The 20776-nt window shown below is 65.5% G+C and carries 17 protein-coding genes; 7 read left to right on the plus strand and 10 right to left on the minus strand.

The window, feature by feature from the left end; translation table 11 throughout:
* Position 1: 1 nt before the first annotated feature.
* The gene (locus ACIGJB_RS10425; RefSeq protein WP_483729766.1) at positions 2-1453 is read right to left on the minus strand and encodes a DUF3300 domain-containing protein; all 1452 of its coding nucleotides are present in this window, start codon (positions 1451-1453) and stop codon (positions 2-4) included.
* Between the two features lie 525 nt (positions 1454-1978).
* Between ACIGJB_RS10425 and ACIGJB_RS10430 the strand changes: the two genes are divergently transcribed.
* The 4 genes from ACIGJB_RS10430 (at position 1979) to ACIGJB_RS10445 (ending at position 7410) form a co-directional block, all read left to right on the plus strand.
* On the plus strand, positions 1979-3313 hold the full coding sequence (locus ACIGJB_RS10430; protein WP_483729767.1) for an MFS transporter: 1335 nt from the start codon (positions 1979-1981) through the stop codon (positions 3311-3313).
* Between the two features lie 27 nt (positions 3314-3340).
* Complete coding sequence (locus ACIGJB_RS10435; protein WP_483729768.1) at positions 3341-3910, plus strand: RBBP9/YdeN family alpha/beta hydrolase; 570 nt, start codon at positions 3341-3343, stop codon at positions 3908-3910.
* Between the two features lie 161 nt (positions 3911-4071).
* Complete coding sequence (locus ACIGJB_RS10440; RefSeq protein ID WP_483729769.1) at positions 4072-5235, plus strand: porin; 1164 nt, start codon at positions 4072-4074, stop codon at positions 5233-5235.
* A 588-nt stretch (positions 5236-5823) separates the two neighbouring features.
* Positions 5824-7410 carry a diguanylate cyclase domain-containing protein gene (locus ACIGJB_RS10445; protein WP_483729770.1) on the plus strand — a complete coding sequence of 529 codons (1587 nt, stop codon included), beginning with the start codon at positions 5824-5826 and terminating at the stop codon, positions 7408-7410.
* 18 nt (positions 7411-7428) lie between these two features.
* Here ACIGJB_RS10445 and phaZ read toward each other — a convergent pair whose 3' ends face one another.
* The 7 genes from phaZ to ACIGJB_RS10480 all read right to left on the minus strand — a co-directional run bounded on the left by phaZ (position 7429) and on the right by ACIGJB_RS10480 (position 15267).
* Entirely contained in the window at positions 7429-8235 is an 807-nt protein-coding gene (gene phaZ / locus ACIGJB_RS10450) for a poly(3-hydroxyalkanoate) depolymerase (protein ID WP_483729771.1), read from the minus strand.
* Positions 8236-8335: 100 nt separating this feature from the next.
* A complete protein-coding gene (locus ACIGJB_RS10455) occupies positions 8336-8758 on the minus strand; it encodes a phasin family protein (protein ID WP_483729772.1) in 423 nt (140 codons plus the stop codon).
* A 54-nt stretch (positions 8759-8812) separates the two neighbouring features.
* The gene (locus tag ACIGJB_RS10460) at positions 8813-10417 is read right to left on the minus strand and encodes an alpha/beta fold hydrolase (RefSeq protein WP_483732308.1); all 1605 of its coding nucleotides are present in this window, start codon (positions 10415-10417) and stop codon (positions 8813-8815) included.
* A 173-nt stretch (positions 10418-10590) separates the two neighbouring features.
* A complete protein-coding gene (locus ACIGJB_RS10465; RefSeq protein ID WP_483729773.1) occupies positions 10591-11055 on the minus strand; it encodes a MaoC family dehydratase in 465 nt (154 codons plus the stop codon).
* A 38-nt stretch (positions 11056-11093) separates the two neighbouring features.
* Positions 11094-12896, minus strand: a complete 1803-nt coding sequence (locus tag ACIGJB_RS10470; RefSeq protein ID WP_483729774.1) for an acyl-CoA dehydrogenase — start codon at positions 12894-12896, stop codon at positions 11094-11096.
* Positions 12897-13151: 255 nt separating this feature from the next.
* Entirely contained in the window at positions 13152-14078 is a 927-nt protein-coding gene (locus ACIGJB_RS10475) for an AraC family transcriptional regulator (RefSeq protein ID WP_483732309.1), read from the minus strand.
* A gap of 172 nt (positions 14079-14250) precedes the next feature.
* On the minus strand, positions 14251-15267 hold the full coding sequence (locus tag ACIGJB_RS10480; protein ID WP_483729775.1) for an AraC family transcriptional regulator: 1017 nt from the start codon (positions 15265-15267) through the stop codon (positions 14251-14253).
* Between the two features lie 121 nt (positions 15268-15388).
* Between ACIGJB_RS10480 and ACIGJB_RS10485 the strand changes: the two genes are divergently transcribed.
* The 3 genes from ACIGJB_RS10485 to ACIGJB_RS10495 all read left to right on the plus strand — a co-directional run bounded on the left by ACIGJB_RS10485 (position 15389) and on the right by ACIGJB_RS10495 (position 17433).
* The gene (locus ACIGJB_RS10485; RefSeq protein ID WP_483729776.1) at positions 15389-15589 is read left to right on the plus strand and encodes a DUF1289 domain-containing protein; all 201 of its coding nucleotides are present in this window, start codon (positions 15389-15391) and stop codon (positions 15587-15589) included.
* 35 nt (positions 15590-15624) lie between these two features.
* Positions 15625-16323, plus strand: coding sequence for a DsbA family oxidoreductase (locus ACIGJB_RS10490; protein ID WP_483729777.1), 699 nt, complete (start codon positions 15625-15627; stop codon positions 16321-16323).
* Between the two features lie 132 nt (positions 16324-16455).
* Positions 16456-17433: a Bug family tripartite tricarboxylate transporter substrate binding protein gene (locus ACIGJB_RS10495; protein ID WP_483729778.1), complete on the plus strand. Its 978-nt coding sequence runs from the start codon at positions 16456-16458 to the stop codon at positions 17431-17433.
* Between the two features lie 823 nt (positions 17434-18256).
* Here ACIGJB_RS10495 and ACIGJB_RS10500 read toward each other — a convergent pair.
* Together ACIGJB_RS10500 and ACIGJB_RS10505 are read right to left on the minus strand one after the other, a co-directional pair.
* Positions 18257-19903 (minus strand): fatty acid--CoA ligase, encoded by a 1647-nt coding sequence (locus ACIGJB_RS10500; protein ID WP_483729779.1) that lies wholly within the window; start codon positions 19901-19903, stop codon positions 18257-18259.
* A 21-nt stretch (positions 19904-19924) separates the two neighbouring features.
* Complete coding sequence (locus tag ACIGJB_RS10505) at positions 19925-20773, minus strand: TauD/TfdA dioxygenase family protein (protein WP_483729780.1); 849 nt, start codon at positions 20771-20773, stop codon at positions 19925-19927.
* Positions 20774-20776: the final 3 nt, after the last annotated feature.

Consider the following 20776-nt stretch of genomic DNA (forward strand, 5'->3'; position numbering starts at 1 on the left):
TTCAGCGCCTGCCACCACCACCGCGGCCACCACCGCCGCGACCGCCTCCGCCGCCACCAAACCCGCCGCCCCCGCGGCCACCGCCGCCGCCACTGAAGCCTCCGCCTCCGCGGTTGGCCGGCGACGATTGCAGGCTGCTGCGGCCGCGATCGAAATCACGCTGCGACGCACCGCCGCCGACGCCCTGGAACGCGCTATCGCGGCCGCCACCCCGATTGGCCGTCGAGACGCGGTTGGCGGCACCCGCCCCGGCGTTACCGCGTTCTCCACCGCCCGCGAAGCCGCCACGATCCCCAGTTCCCGCCCGGTCCGATACCCCGGCGCGATCACCGGCCCGATTCCCTGCACCGCCGCGATCACCCACGCCACCGCGATCGCCCACACCACCGCGATCACCAACGCCGCCCCGGTCGCCCACGCCACCGCGGTCGCCCAGGCCACCGCGGTCTCCGGCGCCTTCGCGGCCACGGAAATCATTGCGCCGATCCCCCCCGGGCACATTGCGGCCGAATTTTTCGCGCGAGGCATTGTCCCGGTAGGCCACGCCCTTGCGGTGGCCGGCATCATGCTGCCACTTGCCGTTCTGCACCTTGGAGGCATTGAAGTTGCGGTCGATATTGGTGGCCCGGTTGACGTTGACGTTGACGTCGCCGCCGCCCCAGTTGCAGCCGCCGAAGATCGCCCCCGCCGCCGCCAGGCCGACGCCCCAGGCGAAGCCCGTCGCCAGCGCGGCGCCCGGATAGTAGGCCGGATACGGCGGCCAGTAATACGGCGGATAGGATGGATATCCCCATGACCCGTACACCACGGTCGGGTTATAGGACGGCACGTAGATGACTTCCGGGTTGGCCGGCTCGATCTTGACGATGGTCTGTCCCGGCTGCCCCGATACCGTGCCCTGCTCGACGCTCACCTGCTGCTGCTCGTTCGACTTCAGGTTGCCGGCCTGCTGCGCCTTTGCGCGCAAGCGCTGCACCGCGGCCAGCACGTCCGCTTCCTGCGCCAGGAACGCATCGCCGAGCTTCTGGGTCCAGTCCAGCTTGTCGTTCATCGGCTCCAGCGCCTGCGGGAAGGCGACCAGCGACTTGACGCTGACATCCCACGACTGGTTGGCCACCGCCTTGACGGCATCGTCGCCCTTGAGCTTGGGATTGGCCTTGACCCAGCGCGCGGCCTGCACGATTTCCAGCGGATAAGTAGAGGCCATCAACACCTGCGACAGCACCGAATCCGGGTACAGCGCAATCGGCGCGACCAGCGCCTCGAGTTCTTCGGGCTTGAACGTGGGTGCCTGCGCCTGTTGTTGCGCCTTTAGTTGCGCCTGTTGTTGCGCTTGCTGTGGCGGCTGTTGCGGCGGTGGTTGCTGCGCGATGGCCTGGCCGGCGCCAGACATCAGGCACGCAACCGGCACACCCCAGGCCGCCCGGACCAGCCCCCTTCCCCAAACACTCATGGCGACTCTCCCGGCTGAATTCAGCGGAATGAAGCACGCACGATGATCGTGCAATGGCGATCCGCCCGGCCCGCGTGTGTGACGGTCACGCTACGACGATAGTGCGTGACGGGCACATTTGCAATTTCTCGCGAATTAATTCAGATCACTTGCGCCTGGTCTGCAGAGCGCTTTCATGCACGAGTGCGTCGACCGGGTCATGGAGCGTATCGAGATCATGCATCCGCGGACGCGCGACCGGTTCGGCGACGTATCGGATGCCTGCCTAAGATGGGTGAAGCAGGCCCTATCACCGCTGCCGCATTGCACGATCCGACAAGCGCGGTACGGCCAGATTGCACCTCCTACGCGTTTTCCCCGACTGTCCCGAGATGCAAACAGGTTGTCCCGGATAGTCAAACCGCGACCTGACAATCCCCGATACTTCGCCAGTCGCGACCGGAGCCGTTCAAGTGCCCGGGCAGAAGCGGCGACGCCCAGCGGCCACAGCCGCGAGCGATCGAGTCTTACAGAAGAGAGGCCTCCATGCTTGGACAACAATCCACCCACCCCACCATGCTGACCGGCAAGCCGGCCGCGACCGCTTCGCGCCTGTACCCATGGCTGGTGTTCGCCCTGAGCTTCGGCCTGCTGCTGTCCGACTACATGTCGCGGCAGGTGCTCAACGCCGTGTTCCCGCTGCTGAAGGCGGAATGGGCGCTGACCGATACCGAGCTGGGCGCCCTGGGCGGCATCGTCGCCCTGATGGTCGGCCTGCTCACGTTTCCGCTGTCGATCCTTGCCGACCGCTGGGGCCGCGTCAAAAGCCTGACGCTGATGGCCGCGCTCTGGAGCCTGGCCACGCTGGGCTGCGCACTGGCCAACAATTTCGGTGAAATGTTCATTGCCCGGCTGTGTGTCGGCATCGGCGAAGCCGCATACGGCAGCGTCGGCATCGCCGTGGTGCTGTCGGTATTCCCGCGCCACCTGCGCGCCAGCCTGAGCTCGGCCTTCATCGCCGGCGGCGCCTTCGGTTCGGTGCTGGGCATGGCCGCCGGCGGCGCGCTGTCGGCCCAGTTCGGCTGGCGCTGGGCATTCGCCGGCATGGCGATCTTCGGCCTGGTGCTGGTAGTCATCTATCGCGCGCTCATCACGGAACCGCGCCTGAAGGCTCAACGCCTCGCGCTTGGGGAGGACGCACCCGCCGAAACGCAGCGCGAAAGCCTGGCCCTGCGGCCGCTGCTGTCCGCGCTGTTCTCGGCACGTTCAATCCTCTGCGCCTACGTTGGCAGCGCGCTGCAACTGCTCGTCATGGGGGCGCTGCTGGCCTGGATGCCCAGCTACCTGTCGCGGTACTACGGCATGGCGACCGACCGCGCCGGCATCACCGCTGCTGCCTTCGTACTGGCTGCGGGCGTCGGCATGGTGGCGTGCGGCGCGCTGACCGACTGGGTGGCCCGCCGTTGCCCGGCCCGCAAATGGCTGATGGCAATCGCCTATAGCCTGGTCTGCTGCGTGCTGCTGGCCGTGGCCTTCCGGATGCCGGCCGGTGCGGCGCAACTGGCCCTGATCGGTGCCGGCATGCTGCTGGTCGGCGGTACGGCCGGCCCCGCCAGTGCGGTGGTCGCCAACCTGACGAATCCCGCCATCCACGCCACGGCGTTCGCCACGCTCACGCTGGCCAACAACCTGCTGGGCCTGGCGCCAGGACCGTTCGTCACCGGCGTGCTCGCCGACCGCATCGGCCTGCTGGGCGCCCTGCAGTGGATTCCGCTAACCGGCCTGCTCGCCGCCGTGTGCTTCATCGTCGGCCGCCGCTACTACGCCGATGACCTGCAGCGCCTGGAACGCCAGTGCGACGCCCGGCAAGCCGCCCATTGATCTCCACCCGGACCAACTGAAATCCCGATGAGCCTGACTTCCGACACCACCGTCCTGCTGGTTCCCGGTCTGCGCGACCACGTGGCCGAGCACTGGCAGACCCTGCTCGAGGCGCAACTGCCGAACGCCCGTTCCGTGGCGCCGCTCGAGCACGACAAGCTGAGCCGCGATGCCCGCGTGGCCGCGCTCGACGCCGCGCTGGCGAAGATCGACGGTCCCGTGGTGCTGGTCGCCCACAGCGCGGGCGTAATGATCAGCGTGCACTGGGCCGCGAAGCATCACCGCAAGATCCGCGGCGCCCTGCTGGTGACGCCGGCAGACCTCGAAACGCCGATGCCGGCCGGCTATCCGCAAAAGGAAGCCCTGGCCGAGCATGGCTGGCTGCCCGTGCCGCGCAAGCCGCTGCCCTTCCCCAGCATCCTGGCCGCGAGCCGCAATGACCCGCTGGCGACGTACGAACGCGCCACCCGGATGGCCAGCGACTGGGGCAGCCAGCTGGTCGACCTCGGCGAGGTCGGCCACCTCAACCCGGCCGCCGGCTACGGACCATGGCCGCGCGCGACGGAGCTGATCGACCAGTTACTCCGCCTCTGCTGACGATTACGACAAACGCCGGCAGCAGACCTGCAGACCGCACGGTCGGCACGGTCTGCGTCGGCGCGCGCCCCCAAAGCCGCCCCCAAAGCAGTACCCAGCAGCACCCATTTCGACGGGAACACCCGCACCACCACCAAAGAAAGAAACGGAGAAATTGCCCCATGAAACTCAGGAGCATGGCCCTGGCCACATTGCTTGCCTGTTCGGGAAGCGCATTTGCGCAATCCAACGTCACGCTGTACGGCGTCGCCGACATCAACATCGAATACGCCAACCATGTTGGCGCCATTCCCCAGGCGGCCAACCAGTTCAATTCGGGTCCGTCCCACAACGTCTACCGCATGGATTCCGGTGGCGTGTCGGGCTCCCGCTGGGGCCTGCGCGGCACGGAAGATCTCGGCAATGGCCTGAAGGCGCTGTTCGTGCTCGAGAACGGCTTCAGCCTGGATTCCGGCACCCTGCAGCAGAGCAGCCGCCTGTTCGGCCGCCAGGCGTATGTCGGCGTGCAGAGCGCCACCTTCGGCCAGGTCACGCTCGGTCGCCAGTACACGTCGATCTTCGAAGCGCTCGCCAACTTCGTGCCGGGCGCCTATGCCACGCAATACGAGCCGGCTGCCTTCCTGACCGGCCCGAACTTCCGTGAAGACAACACGGTGAAGTACACGGGCCAGTTCGGCCCGGTCACGGCCCTGGCGCACTGGTCGTTCGGTACCGGCCTGGCCCTGCCGGCCTTTATCGGCGCGGCAACGCCGATCGGCGGCAACGGCGAAGTCCCGGGCCAGTTCCGGCGCGACAGCGCGTACGGTACGGCGCTGTCCTACTCGGCTGGCCCGTTCGGCGTCACCGCCGGCTACGACCAGTGGAATCCGACCATCGGCACCGGCAACGGCACCTTCAAGAAGGCCGTGGTCGCTGCCAGCTACACCTACGGGCCGGCCAAGGTCATGGGGGGCTACCGCTGGGGCCAGAACAAGAATGCGGCGGATGTGTTGATCCAGCGAGATGACTTCTACTGGATCGGCGCCGCCTATCAGGTAACGCCGGCCGTTGCCCTGTCGCTTGAGTACGACTACGACAACCTCAAGAGCCAGTTCGGCAACACCGGTCTCGCCAATCCCTGGCAGGTCGCTTTTATCGCGAACTACGCGTTTTCCAAGCGTACCGATGTGTACCTGAGCACGGCTTACGCCAAGCATGCCGGCCTGGCCATGGATTCGGTTGCCAATGTCTTCGCCACCAGCCTCGCCACGGGCAACAGCTACGCGCTGGCCAATGGACAGAACTCGATGCTTGGCGTGGCTTTGGGGATTCGTCACAAGTTCTAAGCCGGTTTAAGAAAAGCATGCTCGTTGCGGCTGTGTCGGGGGGAGATTCCCGTACAGCCGTTTTTTTTGTTCTTCGATTGCTGGGGCGTTGTGCTTGGCAGGCGCGGCTGTTTCGCAGGCGTAGCCTGCGAGTCACTTTTTGTCCGAGCGACAAAAAGTAACCAAAAAACGCGTTGCTTGCCCTAACGGGCGAATATTGATCGTAGCGTGCGGAGAATTTCGTACGGGTACTCGCTTCAGAGCGTGCCCGGCTGCCTGCCGCATGGAGCGCAACCGTATGTAGGCTCTCCCACAATGATTGAACCAGCCCTGAACCTGTCCGTGGCCCGCCAGTGGGCGCGATATCGCATCATCGCCTACGGCTGCTGCGCGGCGCACTAGTCAGCAAGCGGGACGACATCAACGGCGCAAATGCTGGTGCTTCCGCTTCTTTCTTCCCCCGGTTTTCACTGAGTGCGCGCAGCGCAGCCGTAGGCGTTCGACCGATTGCGAGATTAGGCCAAGAGCGACGACCCCCTATAATGGGCGCCACCATAAAGGGCAGGCAGTGCAGACGACTTCCGATGCCCTCAGGGCCAGCCGCGACCCATGCCTTTCTACCCTCTAGTCCTCTGCCTGACGATTGCCGTAGTCGGTGCCGTTGGCATGATCTTCACCGCCCTCCCGCGGCGCGATGATCCGACCGTCAAGGCATTCCTGACGCTGGCAATCGGCGTGGCGATCTGGAGCGGCGGGCGGCTGCTGGAGGTCAGCTCGCCCGACCTTTACTGGCGCATCCTCTGGGCGAAGATCCAGTATTTCGGCATCGTCGCCGTTCCGATCGGCTGGCTGGTGGCCATGATTCACCTGAGCCGGCCCCGCTACGTGGTGCCGTGGTCGATCCTGTCGCTGCCATGGCTGGCGGCGGCCGTGACGGTCGCGCTGGTCTTTACCAACGAATACCACCACTGGATCTGGACCCGCATCACGCTCTCGCCGCCTGGCGTCGCGCCAGGAGCGGTGTTCGAGCACGGCCCCGGCTATGCCCTGGCCGCGGCATGGACCTACGGGCTGCTGGCCCTGAGCCTGTACTTCCTGCTGACCGCCGAAGTGCCGAACGAAGCGCTGTCGCGACGGGGCCGCAATATCCTCGCCGGCGCCCTGCTGCTTCCGCTGAGCGCGCACGTGGCCTACCTTGTGCGCTGGACCGGCCCGCTGGGCGGCGACCTGACGCCGGCCACGTTCTCGCTGATGGCCGTGCTGGTATGGTTCTGCGCCCTGCGCACGCATCTTGGCGACATTGGCCATTACGCGCGGCTGCGCGTGTTCGATGCCCTCGGCGAAGGCTGCGTGATCGTAAGCCCCGAAGGCATGGTGGTGGATTTCAACCCGGCTTGCGCGCGGCTGCTGCCGGAGATCGTCCGGAACCGGCCAGCGCCCGCGGCGCTGGAAAGCGTACTGTCCGAGACGGCCGGCAATGCGGTGCCCGTCGTGCCCCCCATCGTGCCGCCCGGCATGCCGTTCGAACTGTGCGCCGAGGCGGTCCGGCGCATGGACGGCAAGCGCATCGGCACGCTGGTCTTCCTGCGTGATATCACCCGCTATCGCGAGCGCGAATTGGCGCTGACCCAGCGCTTGGGCCAGACCCAGGCGCAGCTGTCGCGCATCCAGGCGGACCTGGACATCGACGCGCTGACCGGCATACCCAACCGCCGTTATTTCCAGCGCGAAGCGCACGCCGCTGCCGAGCGCGCGTTTGCACATGGCAGCCCGCTGGGACTGATGATCCTCGATATCGATCGCTTCAAGCAGTTCAACGATCTCTACGGCCATCCGGTGGGCGATGCATGCCTGCGGCAGGTGGCAGGCGCCCTGGTCGACGAACTGGAGCCGGGCCAGTTCTGCGCGCGCCTGGGCGGAGAAGAATTTGCGGTGGTATTGCCCGAAGCCAGCCCGCAAGACACGCACGCGCTGGCGCAGCGGCTGGTCGCGGCGGTGCGCCGCCTGGCTATCCCGCACGACGGCATGCCGACCCGGCAGGTGGTCACGATCAGCCTGGGCGCGGTCTGCGCGATTCCGGAGATGCCGGGGATCGACACCCTCCTGAACCGCGCCGACAGCGCCATGTACCAGGCCAAGCGCACCGGCCGTGACCGCTTCGTGCAGGAGCAGGCTCCCGGCGTGCCGAGTTCCTGACGCACCCGCACGCGATCGTCAGTGGCTGTTCCCGTGCAGGAACTCCGCCACCACGCGCGCCGTTTCACCGGCGGCAGTCAGCAGGAAAAGGTGGCCGTCGTCGTCGAAAACACGCAGCGTGGCGTGCGGGATGCACTTTGCCAGGATCCTCGCATTCACCAACGGCACGATCGGATCATCGCTGCCATGCAACACCAGCGTGCGCTGCTTCAGCGCCCCGAGCCATGGCAGGCTGCTCCAGCCCCATGCGGCCATCAGCTGGTAAAGGTAGCCGCGTCCGCGCGGCGGATGCATATGGCGGCCATGCTCGTCGAGCAGTGACGGATCATCGCGGAAGGCCCCGCCGTAAAGCTCGGCGCCTACGCGTTGCAGGTACTGCGGATCGGAATAGCGCCGCACGCCGATCATCTTCGTGAGCACGGACGGACTGCCCGGCACCATCAGCACACCGGGCGACGTGGCGGCCAGCACCAGCCGGCGGCAGCGCCGCGGATACAGCCGCGCGAACTCCTGCGCGAGCGCTCCGCCCCAGGAAACGCCAAGCGTATCGACAGGTCCCGCATAGCCAAGGCGCGACAGGAGCTTGTCGGCCATCACGCACAGGTTGGAAAAGCGATAGGGAAACAATGGCGCCGGAGAATGCCCTGCACCGGGGATGTCGAAGATGATGACTTCGACGTCCTCCAGCGCATCGACGAACGGCTCGACGAGTTCGAGGTTGGCGCCAATGCCATTGAAGATGAGCAGCGGCGGATGCGCGCGGCTGCCGGGCCGGATGCCGACCCTGAGTTCCTGCCCGTCCAGGTCTACCGTTCGGGTCTGCATGATTTGTCCAGCGTCGAGGCTGGTGTTGTTTGTTGTCATCAAGTGTCCCGGAGAGAATGGCGGCGAAGCATGGCCGGGGACGGCCATGCTTCTCTTGCGCTTACTGCTTGGGACGCAAGATGCCCTTCACCTCTTCGACGTTTTCCGCCAGGCGCTTGCCAACCGTGGCAACGCTGTCGGCCTGGGCCTTGTACACCGTATCGGTCAGGCCGCGCAGGCCGGCCACGGCCTTCTGCAGCGAGCGCGGCAGCACTTCCGAAACCTTGGCCGCGGCTTCGCCGTCGGCACCCTGGCCACGGCGCGCGAGCGACTGCAGCTCGGCGGCGGTGTCGGTCAGGAACTCGGCCTGCTGGCGCACCAGCGATTGCAGGCCGGCCAGCAGCGTGACGTTCACGCTGGCGATCGCCTCGATGTCCTTGCGGCGCGATTCGAGGATCGCCGCCGGGTCCAGGCGGTTCTGCTTGACGAAATCAAACACCTTCTTGTAGGCGGCGGTATTGGCATTGGTATTGGTGGCTTCCATCTTCAACTCTCCTTACAGGTTACTTCACAGAAATCGACCGGCGCGATCCGGAGATCAGGCCTCGGTCACATAGCGTCCCGGTGCTTCGCACAGGGGCACATGGCGCGCGCTGCCCAGTTCGGACGGCGCGGCGTGCATGTCGCCCGAACGCGTCTTCAGCCATTCGCCCCAGTGCTCCCACCAGGACGCCTGGGTCGTCGTGGCGCCTTCGAGCCACGCCTCGGGATCCGCCCCTTGCGCGTCGTTCAGGAAGTACTTCGCCTTGGCATTGCCGGGCGGGTTGATCAGGCTCTGCACGTGGCCACTGGAGCTGAGCACGAACTCGGTCTTGCCGCCAAAGGCGCGCACCGAGCTGTACACACCCTTCCACGGCGTGATGTGGTCGGTCATGCCGGCCAGCACGTACTTGTCGCAGTCCACCGCGCCCAGGTCGATCGGCTCGCCGAGGACGCGCAGCGCGCCCGGCGTCGCCAGCTGGTTCAGCGTCAGCATGTCGAGCAGCTGGCCATGCAGGCCCGCCGGCAGGCGCGTGGTGTCGTTGTTCCAGAACAGGATGTCGAACGCCGGCGGCGCCTTGCCGAGCAGGTAGTTGTTGACCCAGTAGTTCCACACCAGGTCGTTCGGCCGCATCCAGGCGAAGACACGCCCGAGTTCCTCGCCGTCCAGCACGCCGCGAACCTGGCTGCCCTGCCGCGCGGCATCGATGGCTTCCGGCGTGGCGAACAGGCCCAGCTGCGATTGCGAATCGAGGCCGAACACCGACACCATCAGCGTGGCCGCATGCACGAGCTTTTCGCCACGCGCGGCGCAGTAGCCCATTAGCGCCGACATCGTCATCGCGCCGGAGCACGCGCCATGCAGGTTGACGTCGGGGCTGCCCGTGATCTCTCGGATCGCGTGGATGGCTTCCACCAGCGAACCCACGTAGGTGTCGAGGTTCCAGTTGCGGTGGGCCGAGGTCGGATTGCGCCAGCTCACCATGAACACCTGCAGCTCGTTGCGCAGCAGGTGTTCGACCATGCTCTTGCCCGGCGCGAGATCGAACACATAGAACTTGTTGACCTGCGGCGGCACGATCAGCTGCGGCCGGGCATGGACGTTCGCGGTGGTCGGCGTGTACTGGATCAGTTCGAGCACATCATTGCGAAACACCACCGCGCCAGGCGTGGCGGCAAGGTTCTTGCCGACGCGGAAGGCGCCCTTGTCGACCTGCGACGGCATGCCCTGGTTGGTCAGGGTATCGGTCAGCAGGTTGACCAGGCCGCTGACCAGGTTCAGGCCGCCGGTTTCGAACGTCTTGCGCAGCGCGGCGGGATTGCCCAGCAGCGTGTTGGTCGGCGCCACCGCGTCCATCAGCAGGTCGGTGAAGTACTGCGCGCGGTCCTTGCTGCGGCCGTCCATCACCGAGCGGGTGACGAAGCCAGTCACCGCGTCACGCCACGCCTGGTATCCCTGCAGGGCCATGCGGTAGACCGGGTTGTCCTGCCAGGCGGGATCGCCAAAGCGGCGGTCGCGCGTGGTGGGCGCGGGCGCCGTGCCGTTCGCGACCGCCATCAGGTCCTGCGCGAGCCGGGACTGCTGCTCCAGCAGCAGCGTCGGTTCCTGCACGCACTGCGCGCCAATCTGCTGCGCGGTGCTGACCAGGTCCTGCGGGCGCATGCCCACGAACGGATTCGGCCCCGTCACGGCCGGCGCGTTGTCCAGCGTCTCCGCCGGAGCGGCTGTCCTCGTTGTCGTCTTCTTTGCCTTCTTTGCCGGCGTTCTCGTACTCACGGCTGTTGTCATGCTGCCCACCTCGTCCTGCCTTATTGATGTCTTCGTTTGTTCGTGCTTCAGGCGACCAGCAGCGCGAGCGACTCGGCCACCAGTGCGGGCTTGCGCTCGCCTTCGATCTCTACCGCGTTCTCCATGCGCACCAGCACGCGCCCGTCACCCTTGCGGTCGGCCGCAATCAGGCTCAGACGGTTGCGCACGCGCGCGCCCGCCTTCACCGGCGTCAGGAAGCGCGCCTTCTCCAGGCCGTAGTTCACCGCGGCGCTCGCGTCGTGCGGCACTGCGCCCAGATCGATCATCTGGCTCGCCACGAGAGAGAGCGTCAGGTAGCCGTGGGCGATGGTGCCGCCGAACGGGCTTTCGCGCTGCGCGCGATCCACATCCACGTGGATCCACTGGTGGTCCCCGGTGCAGTGCGCGAACGCGTCGATGCGCGCCTGGTCGATCTCCACCCACTCGGACACGCCGAGTTCCTTGCCGACGAACGCGTCGAGCGTGGCCATGCTGTAGCCTTCGATTGCCATCTTCTTTCCTTCCTTGTCTTGGTTTCCGGTCCGCCGCGTCAGAAGCAGGATTCGTCCAGCGCCAGGAAACCGTCCTGGCCCGTCGTGCTGATGACCGCTGCCTCGAACGCGGTAGCGCGCGGCAGGATATGGTTGGCGAAGTACTCGGCGGTCGCGATCTTGGCGCCGTAGAAGGCTTCGTCCTCTGCGCGCTTCTGCGTCGCCACGATCAGCGCCCGCGCCATCTGCCAGCCCGTCAGCACGATGCCGGTCAGCTTCAGATAAGCGACGCTCGCGCCGAACACGGCATTCGGGTCCTTGCGCGTGTTCTCCACCACGTGGTCCACCGCATTGCCCAGGGCCAGCCGCGCCACGCCAAGGCGCATCAGCATGGCGCTGCACGCGGCATTCCGGCAGCCGTCGGCGTATTCCTTCAGCGCCTCCAGCGTCTTGTCGATCTCGACGAGGATGCCGCGCGCCGCCGCACCGCCATCGCGCACGGTCTTGCGGCCGATCAGGTCGTTGGCCTGGATCGCAGTCGTGCCTTCGTAGATCGGCAGGATGCGCGCGTCGCGGTAGTGTTGCGCCGCGCCGGTCTCTTCGATGAAGCCCATGCCGCCATGCACCTGCACGCCAAGGCTGGTCACTTCCAGCGACATCTCGGTGCTCCAGCCCTTGATGACGGGCACCAGGTATTCGTAGGCCGCGCCAAAGCGTTCACGCGTCCCGGCGTCGGGCGACTGGTGCGCAAGGTCGGAATAGCCCGCGGCCACCAGTGCCAACGCACGCGCGCCTTCGGTCAGTGCGCGCATTTCGGTCAGCATGCGGCGCACGTCGGGATGCCGGATGATCGACACCGCTTCCTTCGCCGAGCCATCGACCGGGCGACTTTGCACTCGGTCCTTCGCATAGCCCACGGCCTGCTGGTAGGCACGATCGGAGATGGCGATGCCCTGCACGCCCACGCCGAAGCGCGCGGCGTTCATCATTACGAACATGTATTCCAGGCCGCGGTTCTCTTCGCCGATCAGGTAGCCGATGGCGCCCCCGTTGTCGCCGAACTGCAGCACAGCGGTCGGACTGGCCTTGATGCCGAGCTTGTGTTCGATCGACACGCACTCCACGTCGTTGCGCGCGCCAAGCGATCCATCGTCATTGACCAGGAACTTCGGCACCAGGAACAGCGAGATGCCCTTCACGCCTTCGGGCGCGTCCGGCGTGCGCGCCAGCACCAGGTGCACGATGTTCTCGGCCATGTCGTGCTCACCGTAGGTGATGAAGATCTTGGTGCCGGACACCTTGTAGGTACCGTCCGCCTGCCGGTCGGCACGCGTACGCACCAGGGCCAGGTCCGAACCGGCCTGCGGCTCGGTCAGGTTCATGGTGCCGGTCCACTCGCCGGCGATGAGGCGCGGCAGGTAGCGTTGCTTGAGCTCGTCCGAGCCCGCCGTGAGCAGCGCCTCGATGGCGCCGTCGGTCAGCAGCGGGCACAGCGCGAACGACATGTTGGCCGCGTTCATCATCTCGATGCACGGCGCGGCCACCAGCTTGGGCAGGCCCTGGCCGCCGAACTCGGCCGGATGCACGATGCCTTGCCAGCCACCTTCGCCGAACTGGCGGAACGCCTCGCGGAAGCCTTCGGTGGTCGTGACCTGGCCGTCGTTCCAGCTGCTCGGCTGGCGGTCGCCGGCGGCGTTCAGCGGGGCCAGCACTTCGCCGTGGAACTTCGCGGCTTCCTCCAGCACTGCCTCGACCGTTTCCGGCGTGGCATCTTCATAGCCCGGCAGCGTGGCAATCTTTGTCAGTCCGGCCAGTTCGCGCATGGCGAACAGCATGTCCTTGGTGGGCGCGGTATAGCTCATCTCATTCCTTTCGCGGCGATGCAGCGCCGACTCCGGGACAAGGCCCTGCGGTGCTGCGACATCATTGATGACCCTGATCGTAAGGGCCATCCCCGCGAAAGCGATTACCTAAACCCGCCCTTTGAATGACAAATCCTGCCGCAATGCAGCATGCGAAGGCCGGCGCACGCGCAGTGCGGCGCGAGAGACGCGCGAGGTGGCAGGATTTGTAAGTCGACGGCCAGTCTTGCCAGCCGCTGCACGCTGATGGCGAGCTTATGGCGCGCGCCGGTAGGCGTTCGGCGTGCTGCCCGTCCAGTGGCGGAAGGCGCGATGAAAGGCGGTAGGGTTGTCGAAGCCCACGTCGAAGGCGATGGCCGCGATGGCATCTTCGGAACGCGTCAGGCGGCGGATGGCGATATCGCGCCGCACCTCGTCCTTGATGGCCTGGAACGTAGTGCCTTCGGCCGAGAGCCGACGGCACAGCGTGCGCACCGAATGGTGCAGCGCCTGCGCCACCTCATCGATGGTGGGAGACGCCGGCAGGCAGTCGGCCACGTGCTGGCGCACCCGGTGGCAGGTCATCTCCTCGGCGAACGAGACGAAGATCCAGTCTTCCGGCGCGCGCGCCAGGAACTTCTCGAGATCGGGCTTGCGTTGCCGCACGGGCAGGTCCAGAAGGGCCGCGTCGAACACCAGCCGCGTGTGCTGCCGATCGAAATGCACGGGCCCCGGAAACAGGTAAAGATGGTCGCTCGCGAGTGCCGGCCGGGCATCGGGCAGCTCGACCGCCAGCAACGGTATGCGCTGGCGGATCAGCCAGGACGCCACGCCATGCACGAGCTTGAGCATCAGCTCGCGCCCCAGCATGCTCGCGGCGGGGCCGCAGGCGCTGTCCGCCAGTTCGACGATGCCAGCCGAATCCTCGCGCCGGGACTCCATGCGGAAGTCGTCGAGGATCAGGTGGAAGAACTGCCCGAAGCGACGCAGCGCGACTTCGAGCCGTGGCGCATCGAGCAGGCTCAGGCAGAGGTACTTGAGCGTGCCGTTGCGCAGTGGCCGGCTGAAGATGCCGGGCATTTCGTCGTCCAGCTCCTTCGCCAGCAGCCGGTACAGCGTCGAGAACTGCTCCTGCGTGACGCGGGCAGCCGGCTCGGCCAGCAGTTCGGGGGCAATGCCGGAGCATTCGGCCAGACGTGCCATCGCCGCGGGGTCGGCGCCGGACAGGAAGCCGTTGACGACGGAGATGGGGACAGTGGCGGAGAAATCGTTCACGTCGTTCACGTCATTCACGCGAGGCCTTGGCAATGCGTGCGATGAAAAGGTGGCGGCTGGCGCATTCTGTCACAGCCGCCAGGCGGTGAAAACCCGACGGCTACATGTTGTTCCGGGCTTCGTCCTGCTGCAGGCGCCATTTCGACACACTGCAGCCGAACTGGCCGCCGAACCAGCGCGAAAACGCGCTCAGCGACGAAAAGCCCAGCAACGTGGCGACCTCGGACAACGGCCGCTCGCGGTTGTCGATATAACGCACGACCAGGCTGGCGCGGGCCTCGTTGACGATATCCGAGTAGCTGGTGTTTTCCTGCGCCAGGCGCCGGTGCACCGTGCGGCGGTCCACGCCGAGATGCTGCGCCACGCGGTCGACGGAGCACATGCCGGACGGCAGCAGCACGTGGACAAGCTCGCGCACCTTGTCGGGCAACGTGGTGTTTGCCTGGGCCAGCAAGGTGCCGAGGTAGCGCTTGACCTGGTGCGCCATGACCGGGTCATACGATGGCAACGGTCCTTCAAGGTCGGCGGCAACGCAGACAATGCCGTCGAAGTCCTGGTTGAACACGCTTGGCATGCCGAACACACGCTGGAACGTGGCCTGGCTCGCGGGTGCCGCGTGCGTGAAGCAGATGCTGCGCGGCCGCCAGGATGGTCCCAGGCATACGCTCAGCAAGCGGTAAATCACGCCGACCGCTAGATCTGTGGCCTGGCGTAACGTACCGGGCACGTCGCTGAGGACATGCAGACGGATCATCAGAAGGCCCTCCGACTCTTCCATGCGCATCGCAAGCGCTTCGTTCTGTACGCCCATGTAACGCACCATCGACTCCAGCGCGCGCCGCAACGTCGGCTGCTCGCGCACGACGAAGGCAAGCGGGCCAAGATTCGAAACCTGGCGCAGTTCCGCCATGCGCACACCAAAATCGTCCACGTGCGCGGCGCGCGCGGAATCATCCAGCAGGCGGCCGACCTTCTCCGCCGGGATGCGGATATCCGGGTCGAGCAGCGCATCGCGGCTGATCTTCGCGGCGCGCAACTGCTGATGCGGATCCAGGCCCACGGAGCGGGCCACTTCCACATAGTTGGTAAGGCTGGCACTGCGAAGGTAGTAGGACATCGCGTTTTCCCTGACTGTCCCGAAATGTAAATCGACCGTCCCGGATCGTCAAATTTCCATGCGCCGTTCACCGATACTTCGGTCACCGCATGCCAAATTCGACACCGCAAGTGAAGGAACCATGAACGCGTCCATTTCCGTCGCGAATCCCTGCATCAACATCTGCCGCATGGACCTGGCTGGCAAGTATTGCCAAGGCTGCGGCAGAACCCTCGTGGAAATCGGCCGCTGGGAACAGATGACCGATGGGCAGCGCGCCGAAGTCATGGCCGCGCTGCCGACACGACGCCCGAATCGCACCACGGCGGCGCCGAGCGCCTGACCGCTACGCGCCCACCCTCCGCGCCCTCCCCAAACATGACCCCAACCAACACTCTGTCGGTCGAAGCGTACTTCGACCTGATCTGTCCGTGGTGCCTGATCGGCAAACGGCATCTTGAAACCGCCATCGACCTGCTCGGGCGCGAGCGCCCGGACGTTACCGTGCAAGTCGAATGGCGCTCGTATCCGCTGATTCCCGCCACGCCGCCCGATGGCATTCCGTATCGCGACTTCTACGTCGCGCGGCTGGGCAGCCCGCAGGCCGTCGCCGTGCGCCAGGCACAGGTAAAGAGTGCCGCGCGCGAAGCCGGCCTGGAGTTGGCGCTCGAACGCATCGAAACCTTTCCCAACACGCTGCTGGCGCATCGGCTGGTGCGTTTCGTGCGACAGCAGGACGGTGCACAGGCCGCGACGGCGCTGGTCGACAACCTGTTCACGCGCTACTTCCTGCGCGCCCAGAACATCGGTGACGGGCAAGTGCTCGGCGACGCGCTGATCGAGTGCGGCATTGACGTGCCGGGCAACGCAGGCACGCCTGTGCGGCACGACCTGGAATGGCTGCCTGCGTTGAATGGCCCCGAAGATTCGCCGCCGCGTGCGGGGCTTGGCGTGCCGCATTTCATTTTCAACGGCACGCACAGCGTGTCGGGCTCGCGCCCGCCCGAGGCGCTGCTGGAAGCCATGCTGCGTGCGCTGGCGCGGGCCAGGCAGATCGCCACGCGCGCTGCCGCCTGAAGCGCTGTGCCTTCCGAACAGGGCGGGGTCAGTCCTGCACCGGACGTATCCGCAGTAACCCGTGCCCGTGCCGTTGAACGGCGGGCACGGATGCCGTCGCAAGCCGCAAACCCATCACGGAGACAACACAAAATGAAAAACCGCCCCACCCTGCTTCGCATGCGTCGAGCCGCGCTTGCCACCGTCATGGCCCTGTCCATGCCGGCGGCCATGGCGTGGACCAACAAGCCCGTGCGGATGCTGGTACCGGCGCCGGCTGGCGGCACCATGGACGTCATGGCCCGCCTGCTGGCCGACCAGCTTTCCGCCGACCTGGGGCAGCCCGTCATCGTCGACAACAAGCCGGGGGCCGGCGGCGGCATCGCGATCACAACGCTGCTGGCGGCGCCGGCGGATGGCCAGACCATCATGGTGACGGCCACCAATGTGCTGACCGAAGTGCCGCATGTGCTGAAGCAGTCGTTCGACACCATGAACGACATCCGTCCGCTGGCCGCCGTGGCGCGGTCGCGCTTGGTGATGGTCGGTGCGCCGACGCTGCCGGCCAGGGACTTGCCGTCCCTGGTCAGCTACGTCAAGGCCAATCCTGGCAAGCTCAGCTTTGCTTCCTACAGTTCGGGCACGGCGTCGCACTACGCCGGCATGATCATGAACCAGAAGGCCGGGATGGATCTGCAGCACGTGCCGTTCGCCGGCTCGGGGCCGGCGCTGAGCCAGGTCATGGGGGGACAGATTGCAGTCATGTACGACGGCATGGTGACCTCGCTGCCGATGATCAAGGCCGGCAAGGTGCAGGCGTTCGCGGTGGCTTCAAAGAACCGCTCGCCGCTGCTGCCGCAAGTGCCGACGTTTGCGGAACTGGGATATGCGGATGTCGAATTCAGCAACTGGATCGGTGTGATCGCCTCCGCCAAGGTGCCGGTTGAACTGGCGCAGAAGATTCAGACTGCCGCTTATAAGGCCGCTGCAACGCCCAAGGTGCATGACCGGATGGAAACGCTTGGCTATGAGCCGATGGCGGCCCAGACGCTGCCGCAGCTTAGCCAGTCGCTGCGCGAGGAATATGAGCGAAATGGGAAGATTGTTAAGGCTTTTAATATTCAGCCTTGAATTTATAAGATTTTTCATTTAAAAATGCCATCCGGATCGGATGGCATTTTTTTTGATGTTATCGCTCTTGGCAGACGCGGCTGTTTCGCCGGCGTAGCCGGCGAGTCACTTTCTGTCCGAGCGACAGAAAGTAACCAAAGAACGCGTTTACTTGCCCTAACGGGCGAATGTTGATCGTAGTGTGCGAAGAATTTCGTACGGGTATTCACTTCAGAGTCTGCCCCGCTGCCTGCCGCATGGAGCGCGTCCGACTATAGGCTCTCCAACAATGATTGAACGAGCCCTGAACCTGTCCGTGGCCCGGGCTCTCCAGCTATATCGCATCATCGCCTTCGGCTGCGCTACGCGCGGCTCAGTAGTCTGACCGCGCAGGCCGAAGCTGAAGACCAAGACAATAGCCCGTGTCAGTGTGCGGCAGCGATGGCGATGCGCCAGCTAACAGACTAGTGAGCCGCGTAGCAGCCGTAGGCGATGATGCGACAGCGTTGGCAGTGTCGGGCCACGGACAGGTTCAGGGCTCGTTCAATCATTGCTGGAGAGCCTGCATGTGGCCGCGCTCCACGCGGCAGGCAGCCGGGCACGCTCTGAAGCGAATACCCGTACGAAATTCTTCGCACACTACGATCAATATTCGTCCGCTAGGACAAGCAAACGCGTTTTTTGGTTACTTTTTGTCGCTCGGACAAAAAGTGACTCGCCGGCTACGCCGGCGAAACAGCCGCGCCTGCCAAGCACGACGACCTCATCATTCCCCAACCCCATAAAAAAAAACGCTGGCCCCCCTTCAAGAGCCAGCGTCCAAACCTTCTCCCTTTCCTACCCTTCAGACTGCCTTCTCCCGCAGTTGCTTCTTATTAATCTTCCCCACACTAGTCTTAGGAATTTCAGCCACAAACGCAATCCGTTCCGCCTCGGGCACTGCGTACTTGCTGATGCGTTGCGTATCGACGTGTCCGAGCAATTGCTGGCGAATGGACTCCGCACCGACCTCGGCCCCGGCCTTGCGGACGACAAACGCCATCGGACGCTCGCCCCACTTGGCATCGGGCACACCGATCACCGCGCACTCCTGCACGCCAGGCACTTCGGTGATGAGGTTCTCGACTTCGATCGACGACACCCACTCACCGCCCGTCTTGATGACGTCCTTGATGCGATCGACGATCTGCACGAAGCCATCCTGCCCCATGACCGCGACGTCCTGGGTATGCAGATAGCCGCCCGCCCACAGGTCTTCGGAAGCCGCCGGCTTCTTGAAGTACGACTGCGTCAGGTACGGCGCACGCAGCACGATCTCGCCACGGCTTGCACCGTCGCGCGGCAGGTCCTGCATGTCTTCGCTGACGATGCGGAAATCCACCATCACCACCGGACGCCCGGTGGAGCAACGCATGCGCACTTCGTCCGCGCGGTCCTTCGGTGCCAGGCGCGGCGGCAACTGCGCCAGCGAAACGATCGGCCCAGTTTCCGACATGCCATAGCCAGCAAAGATATCGATGCCGCGCGAGAGCGCCGCGTCGCACAGTGCAGGCGGCAAGGCCGAGCCGCCGATGATGATCTTCCAGCCCGACAGGTCCTGCGCACTGCCCTGCGACGACTGCAACAGCATCTGGAGGATGGTCGGCACGCAATGCGAGAACGTGACCTTCTCCTGCTCGCGCAGCTTCAGCAGCATGTCAGGCGCATAGCGGCCCGGCAGCACGGTGCGCAGTCCCAGCATGACCGCCACGTACGGAATGCCCCACGCCAGTACGTGGAACATCGGCGTGATTGGCATGTACACGTCTTCACGGTGCATGCGCTGCCCTTCGCGCGGCGAGCACAGGCTGGCCGAGGTCGTCAGCGTGTGCAGCACGATGTCGCGATGGCTGTAGCACACGCCCTTCGGATCGCCGGTGGTGCCGGTGGTGTAGAACGTGGCAGCCTTGGTGTTCTCGTCGAACTCGGGAAACTCGAAGTCCGGCGACGCATCGGCCAGCAAGGCCTCGTACTCGCCCGCCAGCGGCAGTTCGGTCTGCGGCGCGGCCTGGCCATCGGCCAGCAGCACGAAGCGCGGCTTGCACGTCAGCTCGCCGCGGATCTGGTCCAGCACCGGCACGAAGTCGGGATGGACCAGCACGATGTCCGCGTCGGCGTCGTTGAGCGTGTAGAGGATCTGCTGCGGCGACAGGCGCACGTTCACGGTGAACAGCGTCGCGCCCATCATCGGCACGCCGAAATAGCACTCCAGGTAACGGTGGCTGTCCCAGTCCATCACCGCCACGGTGGAGCCGTGCTTCGCGCCCAGCGAGGCCAGCGTCGAAGCCAGCTGGCCCACGCGGCGGCGGAAATCGCGGTACGTGTAGCGCATCTCGCCGCGATAGCTGATCTCCTGATCGCCATAAAGGCTCAGCGAGTGGGTCAGCAACTGCTTGACGAGCAGCGGAAAGGAATACGCCGACGGCGTGGATACGATCAAATTGTTCTGCATATTGTCTTCCTCGGGCCGATCTTAGTACGGCTTGGTGCCGATGATGCCGGCGCGTTCCATCTTGCGGTGGCAAGGCGGGTAATCCATCACGGCATAGTGCTGCGTGGCCGTGTTGTCCCAGATCGCGACACTGTTGGGTTCCCAACGCCAGCGCACCTGGTACTCGGGCACGTAAGCCTGGCTGATCAAATAACGCAGCAGGTCGGGCGCGCCCGGATTGGCGTCCATACCAAAACGCACGCGTTCCGGCGTATGGAAGTTGGTGAAGTGCGTGGCGAACGCGTTCACGTACAGGATCTTCTCGCCGGTGTCCGGGTGCGTACGCACCACCGGGTGCTCGGCGTCGGGAAACTGCGCCTTGAGCGCCAGGCGCTTTTCGATCGGCATGGCCGCACCGAAGCTCGCCTCGATGCTGTGGCGCGCGCGCAGGTCGGCGATCTGCGTCTTGATGTGTTCGGGCAGGCGCTCATAGGCCAGCGCCATGTTCGCCCACATGGTGTCGCCGCCAACCGGCGGGCATTCCACGCAACGCAGCACGGCACCGAACTGCGGCGCTTCGCGCCACGTGGTGTCCGAATGCCACGCGTTCTCGTAGCGGTCGTTGGGCTGGTCCGGCGTCTTGTAGATGCGGACCAGGCCCGGATGCTCCGGATCGCTGCCGGCAACGGGATGATCTTCCAGTTCGCCAAAGCGGCGCGCGAACGCGACGTGGTCGGCGCGGCTGATGTCCTGGTTGCGCAGGAACAGCACGCGGTGCTTCAGCAGCTGCGCGCGGATCTCCGCAAACAGCCCGTCATCGCGCACCGCATCGCCGAGATTCACGCCGACCAGTTCCGCGCCCAGCGAGCAGGTGAGTGGCTTGACTTGCATGGC

This window comes from Cupriavidus sp. C2SS-8b (assembly GCF_057073745.1).